Source organism: Bizionia sediminis (assembly GCF_042684585.1).
Lineage (GTDB): Bacteria > Bacteroidota > Bacteroidia > Flavobacteriales > Flavobacteriaceae > Algorimicrobium > Algorimicrobium sediminis.
This window is the reverse complement of record NZ_JBHULS010000004.1, coordinates 131941-154250: the sequence shown is the minus strand read 5'-3', so window position 1 is coordinate 154250 and position 22310 is coordinate 131941. Positions and strand designations below refer to the sequence as shown.

At 35.4% G+C, this 22310-nt stretch carries 22 protein-coding genes; 7 read left to right on the top strand and 15 right to left on the bottom strand.

The features are described from left to right. The first annotated feature begins 2 nt into the window (after positions 1-2). The gene (locus ACFSQP_RS10410; RefSeq protein WP_376894142.1) at positions 3-869 is read left to right on the top strand and encodes a restriction endonuclease; all 867 of its coding nucleotides are present in this window, start codon (positions 3-5) and stop codon (positions 867-869) included. Further along, positions 856-1413, top strand: coding sequence for a Pycsar system effector family protein (locus ACFSQP_RS10405; RefSeq protein WP_376894140.1), 558 nt, complete (start codon positions 856-858; stop codon positions 1411-1413). Before ACFSQP_RS10410 ends, ACFSQP_RS10405 begins: the two co-directional genes overlap by 14 nt. Here ACFSQP_RS10405 and ACFSQP_RS10400 read toward each other — a convergent pair. From ACFSQP_RS10400 to mnmE, 12 genes are all read right to left on the bottom strand, one after another. Further along, on the bottom strand, positions 1408-3519 hold the full coding sequence (locus ACFSQP_RS10400; RefSeq protein WP_376894138.1) for a Piwi domain-containing protein: 2112 nt from the start codon (positions 3517-3519) through the stop codon (positions 1408-1410). The genes ACFSQP_RS10405 and ACFSQP_RS10400 overlap by 6 nt on opposite strands. 8 nt (positions 3520-3527) lie before the next feature. Next, entirely contained in the window at positions 3528-4034 is a 507-nt protein-coding gene (locus ACFSQP_RS10395; RefSeq protein ID WP_376894136.1) for an ORF6N domain-containing protein, read from the bottom strand. Positions 4035-4585: 551 nt separating this feature from the next. After that, a complete protein-coding gene (locus ACFSQP_RS10390) occupies positions 4586-5182 on the bottom strand; it encodes a mobile mystery protein B (RefSeq protein WP_376894134.1) in 597 nt (198 codons plus the stop codon). Continuing rightward, the gene (locus tag ACFSQP_RS10385; RefSeq protein ID WP_318543165.1) at positions 5173-5631 is read right to left on the bottom strand and encodes a mobile mystery protein A; all 459 of its coding nucleotides are present in this window, start codon (positions 5629-5631) and stop codon (positions 5173-5175) included. The genes ACFSQP_RS10390 and ACFSQP_RS10385 overlap by 10 nt, the downstream gene beginning before the upstream one ends. A 158-nt stretch (positions 5632-5789) precedes the next feature. Beyond that, positions 5790-7541, bottom strand: a complete 1752-nt coding sequence (locus ACFSQP_RS10380) for a DUF3987 domain-containing protein (RefSeq protein ID WP_376894132.1) — start codon at positions 7539-7541, stop codon at positions 5790-5792. Beyond that, a complete protein-coding gene (locus ACFSQP_RS10375; RefSeq protein ID WP_376894130.1) occupies positions 7538-8446 on the bottom strand; it encodes a BT4734/BF3469 family protein in 909 nt (302 codons plus the stop codon). Before ACFSQP_RS10375 ends, ACFSQP_RS10380 begins: the two co-directional genes overlap by 4 nt. Further along, the gene (locus ACFSQP_RS10370; protein WP_376894128.1) at positions 8433-8729 is read right to left on the bottom strand and encodes a helix-turn-helix domain-containing protein; all 297 of its coding nucleotides are present in this window, start codon (positions 8727-8729) and stop codon (positions 8433-8435) included. The genes ACFSQP_RS10375 and ACFSQP_RS10370 overlap by 14 nt, the downstream gene beginning before the upstream one ends. Further along, positions 8726-9025: a helix-turn-helix domain-containing protein gene (locus ACFSQP_RS10365; protein ID WP_376894126.1), complete on the bottom strand. Its 300-nt coding sequence runs from the start codon at positions 9023-9025 to the stop codon at positions 8726-8728. Before ACFSQP_RS10365 ends, ACFSQP_RS10370 begins: the two co-directional genes overlap by 4 nt. A gap of 157 nt (positions 9026-9182) precedes the next feature. Further along, positions 9183-10133 (bottom strand): DUF6617 family protein, encoded by a 951-nt coding sequence (locus tag ACFSQP_RS10360; protein WP_376894124.1) that lies wholly within the window; start codon positions 10131-10133, stop codon positions 9183-9185. Further along, positions 10133-11227 carry a phage integrase SAM-like domain-containing protein gene (locus ACFSQP_RS10355; protein WP_376894122.1) on the bottom strand — a complete coding sequence of 365 codons (1095 nt, stop codon included), beginning with the start codon at positions 11225-11227 and terminating at the stop codon, positions 10133-10135. The genes ACFSQP_RS10360 and ACFSQP_RS10355 overlap by 1 nt, the downstream gene beginning before the upstream one ends. 6 nt (positions 11228-11233) lie before the next feature. Further along, entirely contained in the window at positions 11234-11653 is a 420-nt protein-coding gene (locus ACFSQP_RS10350; protein WP_376894120.1) for a helix-turn-helix domain-containing protein, read from the bottom strand. A 163-nt stretch (positions 11654-11816) separates the two neighbouring features. After that, on the bottom strand, positions 11817-13208 hold the full coding sequence (mnmE, locus tag ACFSQP_RS10345; protein WP_376894118.1) for a tRNA uridine-5-carboxymethylaminomethyl(34) synthesis GTPase MnmE: 1392 nt from the start codon (positions 13206-13208) through the stop codon (positions 11817-11819). A 110-nt stretch (positions 13209-13318) separates the two neighbouring features. Here mnmE and ACFSQP_RS10340 point away from each other — a divergent pair, with 110 nt between their 5' ends. After that, positions 13319-14446, top strand: coding sequence for a redoxin domain-containing protein (locus ACFSQP_RS10340; protein ID WP_376894116.1), 1128 nt, complete (start codon positions 13319-13321; stop codon positions 14444-14446). Between the two features lie 124 nt (positions 14447-14570). Here the strand turns inward: ACFSQP_RS10340 and ACFSQP_RS10335 are convergent, their stop codons facing one another. Beyond that, on the bottom strand, positions 14571-15221 hold the full coding sequence (locus ACFSQP_RS10335; RefSeq protein ID WP_376894114.1) for a rhomboid family intramembrane serine protease: 651 nt from the start codon (positions 15219-15221) through the stop codon (positions 14571-14573). A 62-nt stretch (positions 15222-15283) separates the two neighbouring features. Between ACFSQP_RS10335 and ACFSQP_RS10330 the strand changes: the two genes are divergently transcribed. Then, positions 15284-16174, top strand: coding sequence for a lysophospholipid acyltransferase family protein (locus tag ACFSQP_RS10330; protein WP_376894112.1), 891 nt, complete (start codon positions 15284-15286; stop codon positions 16172-16174). 101 nt (positions 16175-16275) lie between these two features. Here ACFSQP_RS10330 and glmM read toward each other — a convergent pair whose 3' ends face one another. After that, positions 16276-17670 (bottom strand): phosphoglucosamine mutase, encoded by a 1395-nt coding sequence (gene glmM, locus ACFSQP_RS10325; protein ID WP_376894110.1) that lies wholly within the window; start codon positions 17668-17670, stop codon positions 16276-16278. A gap of 207 nt (positions 17671-17877) precedes the next feature. Here glmM and ACFSQP_RS10320 point away from each other — a divergent pair, with 207 nt between their 5' ends. Together ACFSQP_RS10320 and ACFSQP_RS10315 are read left to right on the top strand one after the other, a co-directional pair. Continuing rightward, positions 17878-18483, top strand: a complete 606-nt coding sequence (locus tag ACFSQP_RS10320) for an acyl carrier protein phosphodiesterase (protein ID WP_376894108.1) — start codon at positions 17878-17880, stop codon at positions 18481-18483. 254 nt (positions 18484-18737) lie between these two features. Next, positions 18738-19451 (top strand): hypothetical protein, encoded by a 714-nt coding sequence (locus ACFSQP_RS10315; protein ID WP_376894106.1) that lies wholly within the window; start codon positions 18738-18740, stop codon positions 19449-19451. Between the two features lie 44 nt (positions 19452-19495). Here the strand turns inward: ACFSQP_RS10315 and ACFSQP_RS10310 are convergent, their stop codons facing one another. After that, on the bottom strand, positions 19496-20017 hold the full coding sequence (locus ACFSQP_RS10310; RefSeq protein ID WP_376894104.1) for a hypothetical protein: 522 nt from the start codon (positions 20015-20017) through the stop codon (positions 19496-19498). 229 nt (positions 20018-20246) lie between these two features. Between ACFSQP_RS10310 and ACFSQP_RS10305 the strand changes: the two genes are divergently transcribed. Continuing rightward, complete coding sequence (locus ACFSQP_RS10305) at positions 20247-22259, top strand: ATP-binding protein (RefSeq protein WP_376894102.1); 2013 nt, start codon at positions 20247-20249, stop codon at positions 22257-22259. Positions 22260-22310: the final 51 nt, after the last annotated feature.

Below are 22310 nucleotides of genomic sequence, written 5' to 3'. Positions count from 1 at the left end.
CAATGAATGCCAAACAAATAATAGTAACCAAAAATTCTGAAGAAAAAGAGTTTTATTCAGAAGATAAATTACGAGCTTCATTACGTTCCTGCGGTGCAACCAACAACCAGATTGATGTCATAATCAGTCAGATAAACGCTCATATTTATAATGGCATTACAACCAACGACATCTATAAAAAGGCCTTTTCAATTTTAAAAAAGTTTGACCGTACTTTCGCTTCAAGATATAGTCTTAAACGTGCCCTTTTTGAATTAGGGCCAACAGGTTATCCGTTTGAGCGTTTAATAAGTGCTCTATTAAAGGAAAAAGGCTTCAAAACTAAAGTTGGTGTGGTTTTACAAGGCCATTGTGTTACCCACGAAGTTGATGTGTTGGCAGAAAAAGATGGGATTGCTTATGCCATAGAATGTAAATTTCATTCCGATTCAAGGGCAACGAGCAATGTAAAGGTGCCCTTGTATATCAACTCCAGATTTTTAGACGTACAAAAACATTGGAATGGCAACTCTAACAACGGAACGCATTTAAAACAAGGTTGGTTGGTAACCAATACACGTTTTACTAAAGATGCCGTTGACTATGGAAAGTGTATTGGCTTGACACTCTTAAGTTGGGATTATCCAAAAGGAAATGGCATAAAAACCAATATTGATAGCTATGGTCTATATCCCGTAACAGCGCTTACTACCTTGACCAAAAAAGAAAAGCAGCAACTTATTACAAGAGATGTTATTCTTTTAAAGGAACTTTATTATAATATTCAAGTTTTGCAAAACTTGAATATTTCAGCAAATAGAATACGGCAAACCAAAAATGAAATGGGTAAGCTGTTACATTATGACACTTTTACCAATGGAACAAGATAAGCCGATTAACGAAAAACTACACAAGTACGATGCTCGTGGGATACAAACCTTATTTAGAACGGTTAGTAAAAACCATTATAACCTATTAAAAATGGTTGACAATAAAGCGAGGATTGTACTTACTGTAAATTCCATTATTACTTCGTTGCTTTTTGGAATACAAATTTTGAACTGGGAAGCTAAAATAACAGAACACAGTATTTCCATAAAAATTTTGGTGATTTGCAGTATGTTGTCTATGATTTTTGCTATTGCCAGTATGTTACCTCACAGGTATATAGGGAAGACTTTTAGAAAGAGTGGATATAAAGGAACCCTTTATGCTGAAAATTTTTCCACTCAAACTCTAACAGAATTTAAAGAGGAATTTGATAGAATTATGAGTACTGGCAAGACAGTATATGACGAATTGATTATGGATCTTTATTTTCTGGGTAAGACTATCGCTATAAAGCAAAGAGTATTGATGTTATCGGTTATCGTATTTATGCTGGGATTGTTTTGTACAATATTACTAACTTTAACTTCTTTAAAATTGCTATAAAAACCATAATTTATCTTTAGCCTCGTTAGGGATGCCATTATTAAAACGAGGTGCTATTTGCGCTACCATTTCAGGGTATTTGATTGTGATTGGGACATTTTGTTGCCTTAACGATTTCCAATACAATCTACTAAACTGATATACTTGGGTTAACAATTCTTCAATGACCTCAACATCTTCAAATGCATCATCATCCGGACTGCTTATCTTAATCTTTATTGGAAAAGGATAACCATCGGTATCTGAATAAAATCGGTCACTTGGATAACGTGCATTGTTGAACAATAAAAACTGATTTTCGGCAATGCGAATGTATGTGCCACTAACCGGCATTAGCTTGTCATCCCAATTTAAATCGTAGGCAATAATGTCTTCAGATTCTGTTTTATTGATGTTTAGTATGTATAAAGGCACTCCTAATTTTAGTTTGTGCATCCCTTCTATTATAGGTTTTAACTCCTCATATTTCATTTCCTTGTAAAAATGAATCACTACCTTATCTGCTTGAGTTACTGAAGTAAAATCCCTAATCGCTTTTAAAATACTCCCTGCCAGTAGCTCTGTTTCGTTTTGGTTGAAGTATTCAAAATTTCTAAACAAGCCATTGTTCTGAAAGCTAAAGGCACTGGCTATATACCTTCTGTTTTCTCCTTGATTGGTAAATGCTCCTACACCTATAACCAATTCTTTTTTATCGGTTACTGCCAGCTTCCAAGGTGCGCCACCTAATTTGGCGTGGATAGCCAATGCCATATTTTGTAATGAAAATTGGAAGTTGTATTGATTTTCAATATTGATGACCATTTTTTCATAATCGACCACTTGTGTGACAATGCCTTCGTTTAAAAACAATTCTTTAATACGGATGTAAATTTCGCGGTCGTCAGGATCTGGTGTAAACCTATCGAATGGGCTTAAATAAAATGCTGCGTATTTTATATTATCGTGGTCGAAGGTTAAGCTTTCTAACTTTTCAACTATCTCTGGGATAGGGTCACTTTCATTGGTAAACTCAATAAAATGTTCTTTAGATGATGATGCTTTGATGTTTACATAAGCCTCTAAACCTTTGTAAAAGACTTTCTCTGTTTGTACACCATTTTTAAAATTGTCATAAAACTTCAATACATCGTTTTTATGAGAGCTGTGGCAAATAAAAAATATCTTGATATTTTGATTGTTTGGTCTGCGATATGGGCTTAAGATATTCATTGCCTTTTTAGGTACTAAATGGGTTTTCTTATTACCATATTGGTCTTTACCAAACTCCAATAAGCCCAAGTTAGGATTTATGTGATTAATACGATTACCAGGAACATCTATAAAAGCATCTTGCTTAAACGGGAATAAGGCTTTAAATTCTTCTGTAAACAAATACTTTTCTGCAAAATTGGTAATGAGTGTAACGTACTTTTGATATTTGTTTTTTGGTCTTTCTGGTTCTTCAATTGGCGTGTTTAAAGCTCTTGCGAGTTGTAAGTTGAATATAGGAAATGCTTGACTAAAATCTATACTGTTGTAAAACTCTTCTTTGTCCTCTGTATCGAGGTCCATTTGGTAATTAAACGTCTTTTGACCATACACGCAACGTTTAATATATTCTGTTTCCTCAATATCCTGAACTGACTTTGTAAGTACTTTTGAAGTCCCATCATATGAGATTATTAACTCTGGTAAGTCTGTAAGTTTTGCAAACTGTATCTTAAATGAAAATTTATAATAGAGGTTATAGTCTGCTGTGTTGCCATTTTTTGAAGGTATCCACACTTGTACATCACGCACAAAGTTTTTAACTACGATATAGCCCTTTTCTAAAAAATAGGTTTTTAATTGGTGCTTCAGAAATTGCTTGTATATGCGTAGTTCTTTATCCTTTACCAAGTTTATTTTGATACTTGGGGCATTGGGAATTTCTTGAGTAAATGTGGTATAAATATGCTCTACTTGAGATAAATCTGTATCAGGAAACGCCTTTTTTATCTGCTTTGAAAACTTTGACCAATGAATTGGATGACTTTCTTCTATATCCTCCAACGATAAGTATATTACAGGTGTGCTACTTGGCCATTTAAAATTGAGTATGTTGGTTTTTAAGTGTTCTTGCATTTATAAGGTTAGTTCTTTTTAAATCCGATTTGTTTTCTATTGGCCTGTTGTGTTTGTTGCTGATCTTTGTTTAAGAGGTAATTTAAGGCTTGGTTGATGTCCTTGAATTTGGTATTCATTTGCTTTTCGAGTTTAGCAATTTCTTCTTTGAGGTCTTTGTAATCTGCCAAATGTTGACGTAACACTACAAAGGCTCTAATAATTGCTATATTTACATCGATTGCTTTTTTACTGTTGAGTATGCTTGATAACATTGCTACTCCTTGTTCAGTAAAGGCAAAAGGCATATAACGACGACCTCCATGACTTGAGATCACATTTTGTGATGTCAAGTTATCGTACTCTTCTTTTGTAAGTTCGAACATAAAGTCTTGTGGAAATCTATCCAGATTTCTTCTTACAGCTTGTTTAAGTACTCTGGTTTCTACTTGATACAATTCAGCAAGGTCGAAATCCAACATAATTCGTTCGCCTCGCACTTGATAAATTTTATTTTGAATTACCTGTAATTGCATTGAACTTGTTTTAAAATAGCGCAAGAGCCCACCTTACCATACCATAGTATCGTAAAATTTGCTATTGCTTAAACTGTCTTTAGGGATACTTTTAGCTTTTAAAAATAAGAAAAGAAAACAAAGAACCCTAAAAGGCAAATAGAAAAATAAAAGTAGTTTTTAACACTTTAACATTGATACGGTTTTCCGTAAGAAATTTTTAATTTCAAGTTTATTATTGAAAACGTTATGCCAGTTATAGTGTTCATTATTTTTAAGTGTTCAGTGACAATGAACATTTTGATTTAGTGAACACTCATAGACCTTTTTATAGATTTCCGCACTACGCTCGCAATGACATTGTAAGGATATGAGGATGTTAAGGATTTTAAGGAATCTAAATGTTATGCAAAGAAATGAGGATTTAAAATCCTCGCTTCCTTAACCGTGTTCGTACAGTTAGTACGGTGGTCATTTTCAGGTTTTTGTTAAAGCAGTATTCTCAAAAGACCTACGACCAAAATTCGTCTGCTGATGTAATTACAGCATTGAATTTAAGGTATTTATGGGAATTAAGAATTAGCAAAGTCCAATAAAGGTTTGTAGTCGTTATCATCGGCTTGTTTTACTGCTTTAAGATAGGCTTTACGTGTATCGCTATCTTTAGAGAGATTTGCTGCACCCCAAGAGAAGGGTTCTTTGCCAAATAGTTTTTCGATAATAATGTCTGCCATCAATCTACTATGCCTCCCATTTCCATTAGGGAAACAATGTATGCTTACCAACCTATGTTTAAAACCAATAGCGATTTCTTCTGGTGGATAGGTTTTGTTTTCTATCCAAAACAGCGTATCATCACAAAGGGCTTTTAACTGGATTGGGATTAGATAACTCTTAACCCCTATGTTTTTTTCTGTTTTTCTGAATGTACCAGCCCACGCCCATACATTGCCATACATTCGTTTGTGTAAATCGCAAATAAATTTCTCTGTGAATACCTGCTTTGGTTTGAACTTTTTACCAAATATCCACTGTAAGGCTTCTTCGATATTGAGTTGTTCAAACTCGTCCAATTCACCTTTAGCGGATATGGTTTCTATGAGTAAACCCTCTTTTTCTTCTTCATCAATTGGGGTTTGCCCATCTATGTAGTCCAGGTTTAATCCCATAGCATTTTTGGCATTTCATTTTTAATAATGGTGGTGCGCTCTTCAATCGCTTTTTTAATACGTTGTTTAGAGTTTTCTTGATCTTCCAGTTTCATTGTGTTAGATGTTCTTGACACAATACGTATTGCCAATTCTTTGGCTTTTCGCTCTATTAAATCATCTAACGTACCATCTTTAGGCACGAAGCCATATACCAATTGCATATCGAGCGCACTGGCTGTATCTTTTAAGGTTTTGAGGGTTATATTTCCTTCTTTTTCCCTTTTTTCAATCTCCTGTACACTCTGCTTTGTAATAGACAACTTATCTGCCAACTGCTGTAAAGACATCCCTAAAGACACTCTTACCGCTTTAAGCCAACCTGTTGGTGGTGGTGTTACTTGAGCAGCTGTATTAAACCCTTTTAATTTTCGGTCTAATTGTTCTAATTGTAATCGCTTCTTATTCATAATGTAAGGCTTTAGACTGACATATTATACACAAACGTAAGGTTTTAACCTGACATATACAAATATTTAGTCAGTTTGTAAGCTGACGTTATTAAACAAAAAGTAAGGCTGTAGACTGACATAACATGTTTAATTCCTTAAATCCTTAATTTCCTTATTTATGCTTTTGCAGGATTAGAGTAGCTATTATGTGCTTCTCTATGCATTAATCCTGCTTCTACAAATTTGGTAATGTAGCCTTCTGCCGTTTTATGTGGGATGTTTTGGGTTGTTGCCAAATCTAAATAGTCTTGTCTGCTAAAATGCTTTGGAAGGCTTTCTAAAAAGCGTTCCTTTCGGTTTAAGCGTTTTACCGCTTTTTGTTCTATTGGCAAATCGTTGAACACTTTACTGCTATGCTTTACTAAAATAGCAATGATTGTTAGTGCATTTTGAAAATCGACATCCTCACATTCTTTTACTTGATTGACATCACCATCTTCCATAATGCGAAATGCTGTGAATAGCATCATTAGCCGAAATGCAATTAAGCCTAATCGTCTAATGGTTGCAATATACTCTTCGGGTTGTAAGTTGATGTATTTGGTCTGTAAGGATTCAAAAAACGTATTGAATTGCTGTTGTTGTTGCAAAGTCAATCTTACTTCGATTTCTGGATTATTCTTTAAGGTTTTGTATAAGCCTAAAAACTCATTGCCTAATTGCGAATAGTAATCATCTAACCCAACATTGTTATTACTTGAAAACACGTTTTTCCACGTGGGTTTAATATTCATATAATAGAACATAAAGCGACTGAACAAACCATTTTCTGCATTGGGGATTAAGGTTGCGACTTGCTTGGGTGTTCCTGACAATACAGTAGATAAACACGGTTTTTCAATATCTACATATTCTCTATCGGTTCTACGATAATAGCTAATGGTTTCGTGATGAAACGCTTTACGAAAACCATCAGAATAATTACCGTAATCGCTTTTAAATGCTTGTGCTAATGTATCGCCTTCGGTTTCAAAAATCAATCCTCTCCCTTCATTATCAGAAATTAATTGATATACACCTGTAACACTATTATTGGCAGGTATGAACAACATTCTTTCGGGTGGCTTACCTGGTTTCTCCAAGTTTTCATCTTTACCCTTGTTCATATTGTAGGTTGCCATTTCTGTATTAAACTGCTGCTTTAGCCCTTTGGCTTGCTCACGCTTTAATTTATGAACAGGATCTACCAAATTTTTAATTTGGTTAAGCCTGCCTTTACCTGCAGATGCAGGTGCTGTCACAAATAGATATAGATTGCTAAATACTTTGCGTTGGTCGTAGATACCAAAGAGTTTAGGAAAACAGGCACTAAAAGCCGTCAAAGCTCCTAACAACAAAATGTCCTTTTCCTCTTGACTACTCGCAGGGTTTACAACTTGTTGTAAAAACTGCGGTAAGGTATTAAATACCTCATCCGGTATTGTTGGCATTGTTGTTTCTGGTGCATCAACAACCGTTGCAACATTTGTTGCAACCTCGCTGTTATTTTGTTGCTTCATTGGTTTTATACCTGCCTGATGTACATAATGGTAAAACGTTGCAATGCTAATGCCGTGCCCTTTGGCATTAAGGCATTTATTGAATTGTTCGTCACATTCTTTTGAATCATAACCTACATAGTTTTTACTTATACGGTGAAAATAGTCTCTTCCTGTTTCTCCATATTCTTCAGCTAAAGCAAATCCTAAATCTCTCCAAGTGGTATAATTTCCTGTGATGTCTATGCCTGATTGTTCAATTGCAGAAATGTAGGTTTCAATGTCATTATCAGTAACAGCAACAACATTTGTTGTTGCGTTGTTGCGTATTGGCTCTGGTTGTTCTTCTGGAACTTTCAACCATTCTTTTGGGTTAAATATTTTAGTCATAATGCTTGGTGTCTTTTATGTAAAAAGGCTGTCGGGTCGTATGGTAAAAAACACGCTCTGGAAACGTCTTTACCTGACTGGTCAACCTTAATGTTATATGTATGCTTAATATAATTTGCCACTGCTGTGAAATACTCTGAATGTGTTACTTCTGAAACATCTATTCTGATAATCCATTTTAGGCCATCACCAGAAGGTGATGTAAATAGCATTTCGGTTTCAAAACATTCATCGTTTAGTAATTGTGCTTTTAACTCTTGTAAGTTTTCTAAATGGTCGAAATCAATGGTTAATAGATTGGAATGCTGTAACAAATTGCTATCATTACGCTTTTCAAAAGTTCCTGAAAAGGTTACGTAATCAAAGCGATTCGCTTTGAATTTACGTGCTTCTTTTACATCGGTTATTGCTCTTAAATCTTCAGTAATTCTTTTGTATTTATCACTTGTGATTAATGCAAATACTTGATGTAATCGCAAAGTTTCCGCAGGAAACACATTGCGAACTGGGGCTTTGAAAAAGCTACAGTATGCATACCAGGTATCGTCTGGACCATTCAACCAATCTAATTGGTTTTTTTCCTTGACTTCTAAATTGAGATGCAACTCTTGGTTAATCTTGAGTAACAATTCTTCTTCATCGGTTATTCTGAAATGGTATTGCGCAAAATCGAATACATCACCGTTAAAGGTTTGTAACTCTGTATCTCGATGCGTTGCTATTACACCATCAATATGAATCCGTAAGGTTTCTTTACCACCATTAAAAGGGTTTCGGGTTATCCCGCAGTCCCTTCCTTTTACAGAAAGGACTGTTGTTTCAGGATAATACTGTCTTAACACGTAGGCATAAATTTTTATGCCGTAATGTGTTTTGTTTAAAATTGCCTCTCTACTTACTTCCATCTTGCTTGAAATTATGGTTGTAGTAGTTGTCTTGAAGCAATTGCTCCACATCGGACACCTTGTAATAAAACTTACCCTTTACCTTGCTATAAGGTAGTGTTCCGTTATCTCTAAAGGTTTGTAAGGTTCGCTTACTGATGTGTAAGGTCTGCAATACGTCTTGGTTGTCTATCCACGTATCTTTCAACACTTCTGCTCTTGTATGTCGCAACAACTCGATACGTGCTTTTAAGTCCTTTATTTCTTGTGAGAGCGCCAAGAGTAAATCGATTATTTCAGTCATAACTTCACCGCTCCTTTCTTGATTAAGTAATCGGCAGCTTGCTGTTCGATTTCATCTTGTGAATCAACACGGTTACTCAATAACCATTGTTCTAATTCTGCTCTGTTGAAATAAATCTTCTTACCATTCGGTTTGTAATGTGGAATATTTCCAGTACTTGTAAGCTTGTATAAATGGGATTGTGACAATTCCAAAAATTTACAGGCTTCATTAAAACTCAATACGTTTTTTACAATAATGTTTCTGTCTAAAACATGTGCTTCAATAATTTTAAGACGTTCTAATATTTCGTCCATAACTAATTAATTTTAAAAATAGAAATGGACATCTGGCCAAATGTCATTCTTGGTTTTCAAGAACAGGACAAAGGTTTAAAATTGGCTATCGGATTTTAGTAAGAGTGTAAAATGAGGGTAAGAGAACAGTAAGATTTCTTACTAATCTTACTGTTTTTTATTGCAGTTGTTGGATAATATTGTCTATTTCTTCCTTTTCTTTTGGGTTGTGGACTTTGTTTTTATGAAGATTGTTTGCTTTTAATAGCGTGCCTGTTTTGGTAATAAATTTACCTGAACGCTCAATAGAAGTAGGATTGAATCCTGTAAAGAATGGTTTTAGAACATCTACAATATAACTAAACTGTGTTGTTTCGCATTGAATATAAATTTGTGTATTTGCCTCTGTAAAATCTTTTGCTATTAATAGGTTAAATAACTGTTGTACTGTAGTTCTATTATCAAGCAAATCAACCCTTAATTGAAAATCGTTTAATACTTTCAATAGTCCAGATGTGTCTTTATTTTTATAACCGAATGAGGTTTTTGGTTTGCTTTTCGGTGTAGATGGCTTTTTAACCACCTCTTTTTTATCAGCTTCTAACTTTATAAATATTGAAGCATCAAAATCAGTATCGTTAAAATACTTTTCTGCTATTTCTTGAATTGAAAATAAAGCTGTATCCGAAAACTGTCCATATTGCTCTTGTAGTTCAGCATATAAACGAATTGCAGATACTTTCAAGTAATTGATGGTATAATCGGCATCATTGCCTAAATCGTTACTTATAGACTGCTTTTTAATATAGGCGGCAATATCCTTTAAATACTTATTGAACTTATTAAATTGTACGGTATAGTTATACTTGTTTTCTGGTTCTGTAGCATCTTTTGGGAATTGGGATTTTAATGCTTCTAATTCAGTTTCAGTATCATTTGAAATCAACTTGAAGTAATATTCTTTTTTACTGTTTAAAGGTCTTTTAAAGTTTACTTTAAAAACCGCATTATTAGCTTTTGGTGTTTCCGTTAATTCAGAGTTCAAAAAATTAAATTCTCGTTCTGATCTATTGTCTCTATGTAATCCGTTGGTAATCGATACCAAACTTGCAAATACATTTCCTTTCATTATAAATCCAATTGAATACGGTTAGCAGCTTCTTTCTTTTTATCATCAATTACTTTGGCATAAATCTGTGTTGTTCTCAATTCCTTATGACCTAATAATTTTGATACTGTGTAAATATCTGTACCCAAAGTTAACTGTAAAGTAGCATAGGTATGACGCGCACAATGAAATGTAATATCTTTTGTAATACCTGCTTTCAACATCCATTGTTGCAATTTCAGATTTGACCAGGCACTATAATGTAAACCTTCAAAAACTTTTGCTTCGGGTTTTCCTGCTTCTCCTAATAATTCTCTTGCCTGTTCTGAAATTGGTAAGGTTTCAGCGCCTTTGGTTTTCTTTTGTCTGAAACGTATGTAATAACCCATTTCTTTAGAGTGTTGAATTTCTGACCACAACAATTTTTCAATATCTGACCAACGTAATCCGGTAAGGGCTGAAAATATAAAAGCATTTTTTAATAATGGTAATTCACATTCTGTGTTAACTGCCTTTTGTAATTCATCAAGCGTTAAAAATTCTCGTTGAGGTTCTCCTTGTTTGAAATAATCTACACCATTAGCAGGATTAACTTTTAAAATGCCATCCTTAACCGCTTGCTTTAAAGCTGCACAAAACTTACCATAGTATGAATATTTAGAGTTTTGAGATAATTTTTTACCTGCTCTTGCCATTGCATCCTTATCTAAATACTCTTTAAAGCGTTCTACGAAATCCTTATCAATATCTTGAAAACTAACGTCTGTTGGACAAAAAGTTTTTAGGTGCTTTAGCATACTGTTCCAATTACCATAGTTGCCAGAGCTGGTATTTTTCTTTTCAGCTAAAGCCGTAACATAAGTAATAAAGCTTCCTTTTAATTTCTCAATATCCTGAAAGCCATAAATACCATTTTGTATTTCTATTTGGCGTTGTGCGCAAATGGTTTCTGCTAATTGCTTGGTTTTCTTGTTAACCTCTCTTTCGGTTTTAGTTTTAGGATTAGGTGTAAGGTATAATCGCAAATACTCGGTTTTGCGTTTTCCTTTATGATAGTAATCTAAATACAGACTTATTTTATCATTCTTTTTGCGTTGTCTTAATGTTACTTTCATAGGATGCTAATTAAAGAGGTTTTCTATTTGCCATCTGGCTACAATACGTTTTCTTCCAAAAGGGACTGCTTTTAAACGTCCTTGTTGAATCATTCTTTGAATGGTCCATCTACTAACACCAATCAATTGTGAGGCTTCAGTAACGCTTAAAAAATCTTTATTATTTACCGTGTTGAGGTTTGGAATTTGGACAGCTTCATTTTGCTGCTGCATATCCTTTGTAAGAGTAGCTTGTACTTTTTCTTTACGCTTACGTGCCTTATAGGCTTTTTTAGCGCAAGTATCACCACAGTATTTAGTTACTGTTGTGCGTGCTGTAAAAGCATTACCGCAATGTTTACAGGTTTTTGGGATGTATAAATTACTGCTCATAAATGGTGCTTTATGTAGCGTTATGGTGCAACGTGGGGCAATATGGTGCATCATTTCGCCAATCTTTTAGCCAACAGATTTGGGCAACAAATCAGTATTTAAGGCAACAGATATACAACAAATTTAGTTAAAAAAGAACAAAAAAGCAACAAAAAAGAGAAGATAAAAAGCTTTAAAGTCAATAAAATCAATACATTAACAAGTAAAAGAAAGTAAGTTACTTCCCAATACAAAAATTAGCAAAAATATTACCAAGTAATTCGTCGTTGGTTACGCTTCCGGTTATTAAACCAAAATAGTAAAGGGCTTCCCGTATATCTATAGCCATTAAATCGGTTGCCAATCCGGCTTCCAATCCGGCTTTTACTTTTTGGATTTCTTCCAAAGCTTTTAACAGGGCATCGTAATGGCGGGTGTTTGTAATAATGGTTTCATTATTTCGCAAAGCGCCCGTATTCACCAAATCCAATAAAGCATTGGTTAATAGCTCTACACCCATTCCCGATTTAGCAGACATTACATGCACATTTGGTATAACATTTTGAAGATGGGTTACTGCCACATCATCAATTTTATCTACCTTATTGGCAATAACAAGTAACGGTTTTAATGGGTATTTGTTTTTAATTTTTTCCAGTTCTATACGTAGCCTGTTTTCTTGAGCTTGAAATTGGGTAGCATCAAACAAATAAATAACTACTTGCGCCTGTTCTATTTTTTCAAATGTTTTTTTAATGCCAATTGTCTCTACCACATCTTGGGTGTCTCTAATACCGGCTGTATCAATAAAACGGAATCCCATACCGCCAATACTTATTTCATCTTCAATGGTATCGCGGGTAGTGCCCGCCACATCGCTAACAATGGCGCGCTCCTCGTTTAACAAAGCATTTAGTAAAGTAGATTTACCAACATTGGGTTCACCTACAATGGCAACAGGAATGCCATTTTTTATAACATTTCCAACAGCAAACGAATCTATTAATCGTTTTAAAACCGTATGTATTCGGGTTAGCAACTCACGAAACTGACCTCTGTCCGCAAATTCTACATCTTCTTCCGCAAAGTCCAATTCCAATTCAATTAAAGACGCAAAGTTTAATAGTTCTTCGCGCAGTTTCGCAATTTCACTTGAAAAACCACCGCGCATTTGCTGCATGGCTACCTGGTGCGAGGCTTCGTTGTCACTAGCTATTAAATCGGCTACAGCTTCTGCCTGACTTAAATCTAATTTACCATTTAAAAAAGCGCGTAAGGTAAATTCGCCTGCGTCTGCCATTCGGCAACCATTACGTAAAAACAACTGAATAATTTGTTGTTGAATATAATTTGAGCCATGACATGAAATTTCTACAACATCCTCGCCAGTGTAGGACTGCGGATTTTTAAAAACTGAAACCAAAACCTCATCTAACTCCTTGGAGCCATCCACAATATGACCCAAATGAATGGTGTGCGTATTTACCTGGGCTAATTTTTTAGATTTACTAACAGACGTAAAACAGCGGTCTGCTATAGCGATAGCTTGACTACCAGACAACCGAATGACTGCAATGGCCCCAGCACCCGATGGCGTGGCAAGCGCCACAATTGTATCCTTATTATTCATAACACAAAAGTACTAAATTATAGATATAAACTAACCCTTTGGATATTTGCTTATTGTTACCTTATGTTTTTGTCAAATATGTATATTTGCCTAAACTAAAATGAGAAAAAATGATTAAAAAAATCTTGCTACTATCAGGTATTGTGCTTGTAGCGTCGTGTAAAAATGAGGAAAAAACAAATGGTTATACGTTAAACGGTACAATAGATGCCTCTTTAAACGGAAAAACTATGGTGCTTCGTAATGCCGATTTAAACAATGTAACGTTTACGGACTCATCTGTGGTAAAAGATGGTAAAGTTTCTTTTACGGGGTCGGTTACCAGCCCAGATTTATATGTTCTTACTTTAGAGGGCGCTGCTGGTGGCATGCCAATTGTTTTGGAAAACGAAACCATGTCCGTAACTTTTTATAAAGACAGTTTGCAAAAATCTGTGGTTACAGGAAGTAAAGAGAATGATATTTTTAAACTTTTTAGAGATATCTCGGATCCTATCAGATTAAAAAATCAATCTATGGGGCAAGCTTATATGGCTGCGAGAACAGCTGGCGATACCGCGAAAATGAATGCCATTCAAGCAGAGTACCAAAAAATTGTAGATGAAGGGAACCTGAAAAATCAAGAGACTATTAAAAAGTACAACGATGCAGTAACCAGTGCCGCTATTTTAGAAAATCTTATTAAAACAAAAAGTATTGAAACGGCCAAAGCACAGGAATTGTACGATAATTTTACCGATGCCGTGAAAACAAGTAGAATGGGTGAAAGTATTAACACGTTGCTAAATAGCGAAAAAGCTACGGCTATTGGAAGTATGGCTCCAGAGTTTTCAGCTCCCAACCCAGATGGCGAAACCATAGCGCTAAAAGATGTTTTAGGAAAAGTAACCATCATCGACTTTTGGGCTGCCTGGTGCGGACCTTGCAGACGCGAAAACCCGAATGTTGTAAAAGTGTATGAAAAATACCACGAAAAAGGATTAGAAATTATTGGTGTTTCACTGGACGGTAATCCAAGACAAAAAGACGCTAAAGCAGAGTGGTTGGCAGCCATAGAAAAAGACAATCTAACGTGGTACCAAGTTTCTAACCTAAATTATTTTAACGATCCTGTTGCCAAACTTTACAACATACAAGCTATTCCAGCTACATTTATTTTAGATAGCGAAGGAAAAATTGTTGCTAAAAACTTACGTGGCGACGCACTAGAGGCTAAAATTGCAGAGCTTTTAAATTAGGCTCACGTCTATTTTTAAAATAAATGACGTTTCTAGTTATCTAAAATCAATAACTTGAAACTTATAAATAAAAAAAACGCGTCCTTAAAAGGGCGCGTTTTTTTTAGTTTATGAATACCCTAACTTATAATTTACCAGCCTTTTTTAAAATGTATAACAACACAATGGGTAAAGCTAATAAAATAACCATAAGTAAGTTTTTTTCAAACAACCAACTTGCAAAAAGCAGCGTTGTTATATACCCACCAATAGCACCACCAAAATGTGCATCATGACCAATATTACCTACTTTATTTTTCATTCCATAAATGGAATATAACATATAACCAATACCAAAAATATACGCTGGAATAGGAATGGGAATAAAAAACAAGTAGAGGCTCATACCTGGTTGCAGCAAAATTGCGGCATAAACAATACCCATAACAGCACCGCTTGCCCCAACAGCCGAATAATATGGTTCGTTTTTGTGAAAATATAATGACAATAAATTACCCAAAAGTAAACTAACTACGTATACCAATAAAAACTTAAAATTCCCTAAAAAAGCAATTACCACATTAGCAAAAACGTACAATGAAAACATATTGAAAAATAAGTGCGCTATATCTACATGCAAAAAACCAGATGAAAACATCCGCACTTTTTCGCCACGTGTAATGGCAGCAATATTAAACTTATAGCGTTCAAAAAATGAAAAATCGTTAAATCCCTTTAATGAAACCACCACATTGGCGGCAATAATTACTAACGTTACTAAACTTAAATCGCCCATAAATACTATTTGTTTAAATAGAATATACTATATATTTGTAGCTGCAAATCTAAAACTTATTCATGCAATTTCTTGCCTATATTCTTATTTATCCCATTTTATGGGTAATTTCTATTTTACCGTTCCGATTGCTGTATGCCGTTTCCGACGGTTTATTTGTTTTGCTTTATTACCTAATTGGCTACAGAAAAAAAGTAGTTAAAGCCAATTTAAAGCTAGCTTTTCCAAACAAAACCGATAAGGAGTTAAACCAGATTCGAAAAAAGTTTTACCACCATTTATGCGATATGATTTTGGAGTCCATTAAATCGATGACCATTTCGGAGGCAGAAATGAAGAAGCATTTTACCTTTACAAACGTGGCGTTACTTCAAGATTTAGAAAAACAAAAACGCAGTGTTGCCTTGGTATGCGCCCATTATGGCAGTTGGGAATGGATTTTTATTTTACAAACCTATGTAAACATGACAGGCTATGCTATTTACAAACAATTAGCCAATACATATTTCGATAAACTCGTAAAACGCATTCGTGCTAAATACAACAGTCACTTAATAACAACCAAAGAAGCTATTTTAACCATCTCTGCCGCTCACGAACGTGGCGAAATTACACTTTGCGGATTTGCATCAGACCAATCGCCTAAAGCCGAAAAAGCACACCATTGGAAAGATTTTATGGGTATTAAAGTACCCGTGCATACAGGCGCCGAAATGTTGGCAAAAAAACTAGACATGACTGTTGTATTTTTTGGCGTTAAACGAATAAAAAGGGGCTATTACGAAACTACCTTTACAACCATTGCTCATAACCCCAACGCGTTTCCAAACTACAGCATAACAGACAAGTTTTTAGAACTGGTAGAAGCGCAAATTAATGAAGCTCCAGAGTATTATTTGTGGACACATAAACGCTGGAAACACCGTAATAAAGTCCCCGCTCAATTTCAGTAACATAGGTGTTGGCGTACAGCTGATAATAAATACCACAAACCAAGACCTCTACACCGTGTAGCTGTCTTGGTTTGTTACATTTAAATTATTTTAAAAATAGATTATAAGCCGCTAGACACCGCTTTAATTTCAGCTATAAACCTATCGGCCAAAACATTGGCAGCCTCCTGATTTTCGGCTTCTGTATAAATTCTAATAATAGGTTCGGTGTTACTTTTTCGCAAATGTACCCAACTGTTGCTAAAATCAATTTTTACGCCATCCGTAGTATTTACTGCTTCTTTTTCCTGGTACTGCGCTGCCATAGCTTTTAAAATAGCATCCACATTCAGTTCTGGAGTTAAAGCTATTTTTTTCTTACTCATGAAATAATTGGGGTAGGTTGCACGCAAGGCACTAACCGTAAGTTGTTTTTCTGCAAGCAGACTCAAAAATAAAGCAACACCAACCATGGCATCGCGACCGTAATGCGATGCTGGGTAAATAATACCACCGTTACCTTCGCCGCCAATAACAGCATTATTTTGTTTCATTAAAGCCACTACATTTACTTCGCCCACTGCACTAGCTTGATAGGTGCCACCATGTTTTTCGGTAATATCACGCAAGGCTCTAGTGGAACTCATATTGCTTACCGTGTTGCCGGGTGTTTTGCTTAACACATAATCGGCACAGGCTACTAAAGTATACTCCTCGCCAAACATAGCGCCTGTTTCGTCTATAAAAGCCAACCTATCTACATCTGGGTCTACTACAATACCAAAATCGGCACGTTCTTTTACAACCGCATCCGATAAATCTGTTAAATGCTCTTTCAACGGCTCCGGATTATGCGGAAAATGCCCTGTTGGTTCACAGTACAGTTTTACACAAGTTACGCCTAAACGTTCCAATAACAGTGGAATGGCAATGCCTCCTGTGGAGTTTACACCATCTACCACAACCTTAAATTTTGCTTTTTCTATGGCCGCTTTATTTACAAGTTTTAAATCTAAAATGGCATCTATGTGCATATCAATATAAGCATCGTTTCGGGTTATTTTTCCTAAACTGTCTACATCAGCAAAGCTTATATGCTGGCTTTCGGCTATGTTTAAAATTTTAGCGCCCTCTTCACCGTTTAAAAATTCGCCTTTATTATTAAGTAATTTTAAAGCATTCCATTCTTTGGGATTGTGACTAGCTGTTAAAATTATACCACCATCGGCATGTTCCATGGGTACCGCTACTTCTACAGTTGGTGTTGTTGAAAGTCCTAAATCGATTACATGTATGCCTAAACCTACCAATGTATTTATAACCAAATTTTGAATCATCTCACCTGAAATACGCGCATCGCGCCCCACCACCACACGGTAAGCATCCTTTTTATATTGTTGTTTAATCCAAACCCCATACGCAGATGCAAATTTTACCGCATCGATGGGTGTTAAATTAGAACCAACTGCACCACCAATAGTGCCGCGAATTCCTGAAATAGATTTTATTAATGTCATAATACATGAAAATTTAAAGATGATAATAACTTAAAGGACAAATATAAGCATTAAGCGCCCTTTTGAAAGAAATTTCGGAAATTGCACATGGGTACCCGTTAAAACACATGAAAGTTGTACGCTGCTATGATAACGGTGCAGGCTAATGCCGACTTTTTAAGCGCATTAATTTTGTTTTGTGCCAAACAAAAAACCTATCTTTAAGGCATGAATTTTCTCGCCCATATTTACCTTTCTAACAACTTAAAAAACGTTGCTATTGGAAATTTTATTGCCGATGGTATACGCGGAAAACAATATCTAAAGTATTCTAAAGAAATACAAATTGGTATTTTGTTACACCGCGAAATAGATACTTTTACAGATGCACACCCCATATTTAGGCAAAGCACTAAAAAACTACACAAAAATTACGGTCATTACAGCGGTATCATTGTAGACATTTTTTACGATCATTTTCTGGCTAAAAACTGGACCACCTACTCCAAAATACCGCTGGCTATTTTTGTACAAGATTTTTACCAATTATTAGAAGAAAACTTTCACATACTTCCCCAAAAAACGCAACACATGGTTCCTTTTATGATGCAGCATAACTGGCTTCTAAATTATGCACATGTGCAAGGTATTCAACAGGTTTTAAACGGTATGAACAAACGAACCGGTTACAAATCTAACATGCATTTAGCCACCACAGAATTACTAGAACACTACAGCAAATTTGAATTGGAGTTTACTAGTTTTTTTGAAGAACTACGCATTTTTGCCGCGCAAGCACTAACACGTTTATTAGCTAACTACAGCTTTAAATAAAATATTTAGAAACATTTAAACAGCACGTATTGCTTGGTTAAAAGCTTCTCATGCTAACAGTAGTGAGGAAAGAAATTGCCTTAAAATAAAAAAGCCTTAATAAACTAAAGCGCTTGCTGGTAGCATAGGCGAAATACACAATAATTTTTCTTACTTTTGAACGAAGCCTTAAAAAGTTTACTGTGAGTAGCTTTTTTAATAACACCAACAAGGTAATTGGAATTTACGCAATCTAAAAATTCAGTTAGACTAACATGACCATAAAAAAAATAGTAAAAATAAGCCTTGGCATAGTGGTATTTTTAACCCTGCCTAGCCTACTGTTTTTCGGGTTTGTGTACTTTAAATACAACGAAGAATTACCTACAGGCATAGCAGGACCTCAAGCGGATAGTCTGGCCCACAACATGTTGGAGGCTTTAAATTACGAAGCCTACAAAAACACAAATTACATTGAATGGAGCTTTAAAAACAGACGGCATTACCAGTGGCAAAAAAACAAACATACCTGCACAGTGCGTTGGAAAGATTATAAAGTACAGCTTCATTTAAACCATCCCGACTCGAGTAAGGTTTTTGTTCATAATTTTGAAATACAAGGCGAACAAGCTTCGGAACACATCAAAACAGCCCTTGGCTACTTTAACAACGACTCTTTCTGGCTGGTGGCGCCTTATAAAGTTTTTGATCCCGGTACAGAACGGCAACTAATACCTTTAGATAATAACCAACAAGGTTTATTAGTTACCTACACCAGTGGTGGTACAACACCTGGCGATTCTTATTTGTGGATACTAGACGCTAATAACAAACCCATTAAGTTCCGTATGTGGGTACAAATTTTACCAATTGGCGGCTTGGAGGCCAGCTGGAATAACTGGACTACCACCGAAAGTGGCGCCCTTTTACCCACTTTTCATCAGTTTTTATTTTTAGGCATTAAACTCAATAATGTGGTTGGCAAATAAAAAGCAACAAACTTTAGGTTTGTTAAACTAAAGTTGGTAATTTTTTATTTTTTCTGTCCTTTAAAATGCTGCTCCTTCAATTTAAACAACACGTTAAACGAAGTTAAACTGCCATAGCAACGGGTTATGTATTGTTGTAAATCTATTTTTTCCTGCTCTTGTAAGCCACTAGAATTTATCTTTTGCTCCATAACGCGCAAGCGGTCGCGCACCATGGTTATTTTATGAAAAAACGTGTCTATGGGTAAGCTATTGGACTTTAAATTAGTATCTCCTGGCTCCATAATTAGTGTACCACCTTTCCATTTATCGGCTATGTGTACCACTTCCGAAACATCACTCCAGCGCTTTAAAATTTGTACCAAACTAGATTCAACTTCGGCAAAACTAATGGTATCCACATCGTTGTCTGCCGCTTCAATAATTTCAAATTCAGAATCAATTTCTATTGTTTCCAACCCCGATTCTATAAAGGTTACCCAATAGTGTTTTGAGGTTACGTTTGTTATAACGCCTTTCCCATATTCAGGGTGATTAATTCGCGAACTTATTCCTAATATTTGCATGTTGTCAGTATTTAATTGCTTTTCACTTTTTTTTTGCTACCAACTTTAAAAATTACCATGTAGCATTTGTTATTAAAACAATAATAACAAAATTACAGCTTATTATCCGGCAATTATTTCAAAAAATTACACGCTTAAATACCAACAACTATTCGGAATTTAGAACATTGGCAAAAACAATTTTATTATAAACTTAAAACCCAGTATTTTTGAAAAAATTAGCAACACCATGAGGCGTTTCCTAGTAGTCATTATTTTTTGTTTTTCTAGTTTTTCATATGCCCAAGATTTAGATCTTAAAGCGAATAAGAAACTAATGGATTTGAGCAACCAGAAATCCTCTGGCTGGGAACGCCTAAAATTTTTAGATAGTCTAGCCGATGAAATTCGGTACAATACCCCCTGGAATAACGACTCTATTTACCGCGTAACCATCTCCTACGCCCAGCAACTGGACTCTTTGGATATTGCCATAAAACAGGCTACTCGGTTTATAAACTACCTTAATTTTGGTAGAAATAATTTACCCGAAGCCAAACAGGTTGTAAATGGCATTCAGAGTATTATAACCAATAAAAGTAACCCAGAACTTCTGGACGATTTTTACTATGAAGCCGCAGAAGTTTACGCGGAATCGCGAGAATTTGATGAAGCCATAAAACTTTTCGACAGTTCGCATTATTATGCCAAGCAATACAATTCGCCTTACGTGGCGCTTTCCAAATACGCGCGTGGTGTGGCGCACGTAAACAACGGTAAATTTGGCGAAGCCTCGTTGGATTTACAAGAGGCCGCTGCCTTATTTCAAAAAAATAACGATACGGTTATGTGGTTAAATGCTAAAAACTCCATATCCATTTTGTACAGCAAAAACGGCTTTTTTGAAGCCGCAAAAAAAGAACGTGAAGAACTGGCAGAACTGGCAAAAACTGTAAAAAGCTATCAAAGCCTACCAAATATTTACTTTAATATGGCCGTGGATGATGCTAAAAATAACAATCAAATTGAACGTATTAAAAATTTAAAACGCGCCTTAAAGAAAAGTGAAACATCCAGATATAAAGATTTTTTTGAAATTCCTTACAAGGCCACACTAGTAGTAGCATTAGCCGAAAATGACAGCCTTAAACAAGCCACAAAATTGTTTAACAGCATACGCGAAGACACCACAAAACTAACGCCTTTTAATAGGCCTTTTTTTATTGATGCTCAAATGCGTTTGGCTTATGCGAAAAAAGACTACCCTACAGCACTGCAATACGGTCAAAAACTATACAACATGCGTTTGGCAGAGGACCAATACGAGGAGCTACAGGAGGCCGAGTTATTCATGTCTGATGTTCACAATAAACTCAACAATTTTGAACTGGCCCTCAAGCACTATAAAAATTATACAACCATAAAAGACTCCATTGGAAGCATTCAAAAAACACGTATTTTAGCTTACTACCAAACCTTATACGAAACCGAAAAACGGGATTTAATTATAGAAAATCAAGAAAGTAACATAGCTTTATTAGACGCTAAAAATGATGTTAAAAATCAGTGGATTTTATTCGGTAGCCTTGGTTTAATTGCTTTTTTCGGTTTTGTAATAAGTATCCGATCTCGAAAAGAATACAAAAAACGCCAAAAACTTCAGGAAATTTTTACACAAGATATCATAAAAACACAGGAGCAAGAACGCACACGACTGGCGCTAGAATTGCACGATAGTGTTGGGCAAGAGCTCATGTTGCTAACTCGCAAACTTAAAACCATTAACAACCAAACGTATAACCAGCTAGCGCAGAACACCTTAACCAATCTTAGAGGTATATCGCAAGGGCTCTACCCCATTACTTTGGAGCGTTTTGGCTTTACAACTGCCATAAAAAACATGGTGCACGACATAGACGAAAATACTGAAGAGTTTTTTACTCTGGAAATTGAAGACGTAAACGCACTTATTTCTAAAGACGCAGCCTTACATGTTTACCGAATGCTTCAAGAAATACTAAACAACACGATTAAACACGCCAAAGCTAAAGCTGTGCATATTAAAATTTACAAAAAAGACAATGAACTCATTGTAAGCGTAAAAGATAATGGTCAAGGCTTTAATTATGCCAACGCGCTAAAAACATCCAAAAGTTTAGGCATGAAATCGCTTGTGGAACGCAGCAAAATTATTAATGCTACCTTGCAAGTGCAATCTAACCAAAATAAAGGCACCCAAATAACCATAAAACTCCCCGTTTAACAATTAAGCTTGTTTTTTTTTTAGAATTTACTTTAAAACTGCCTGCTAGAA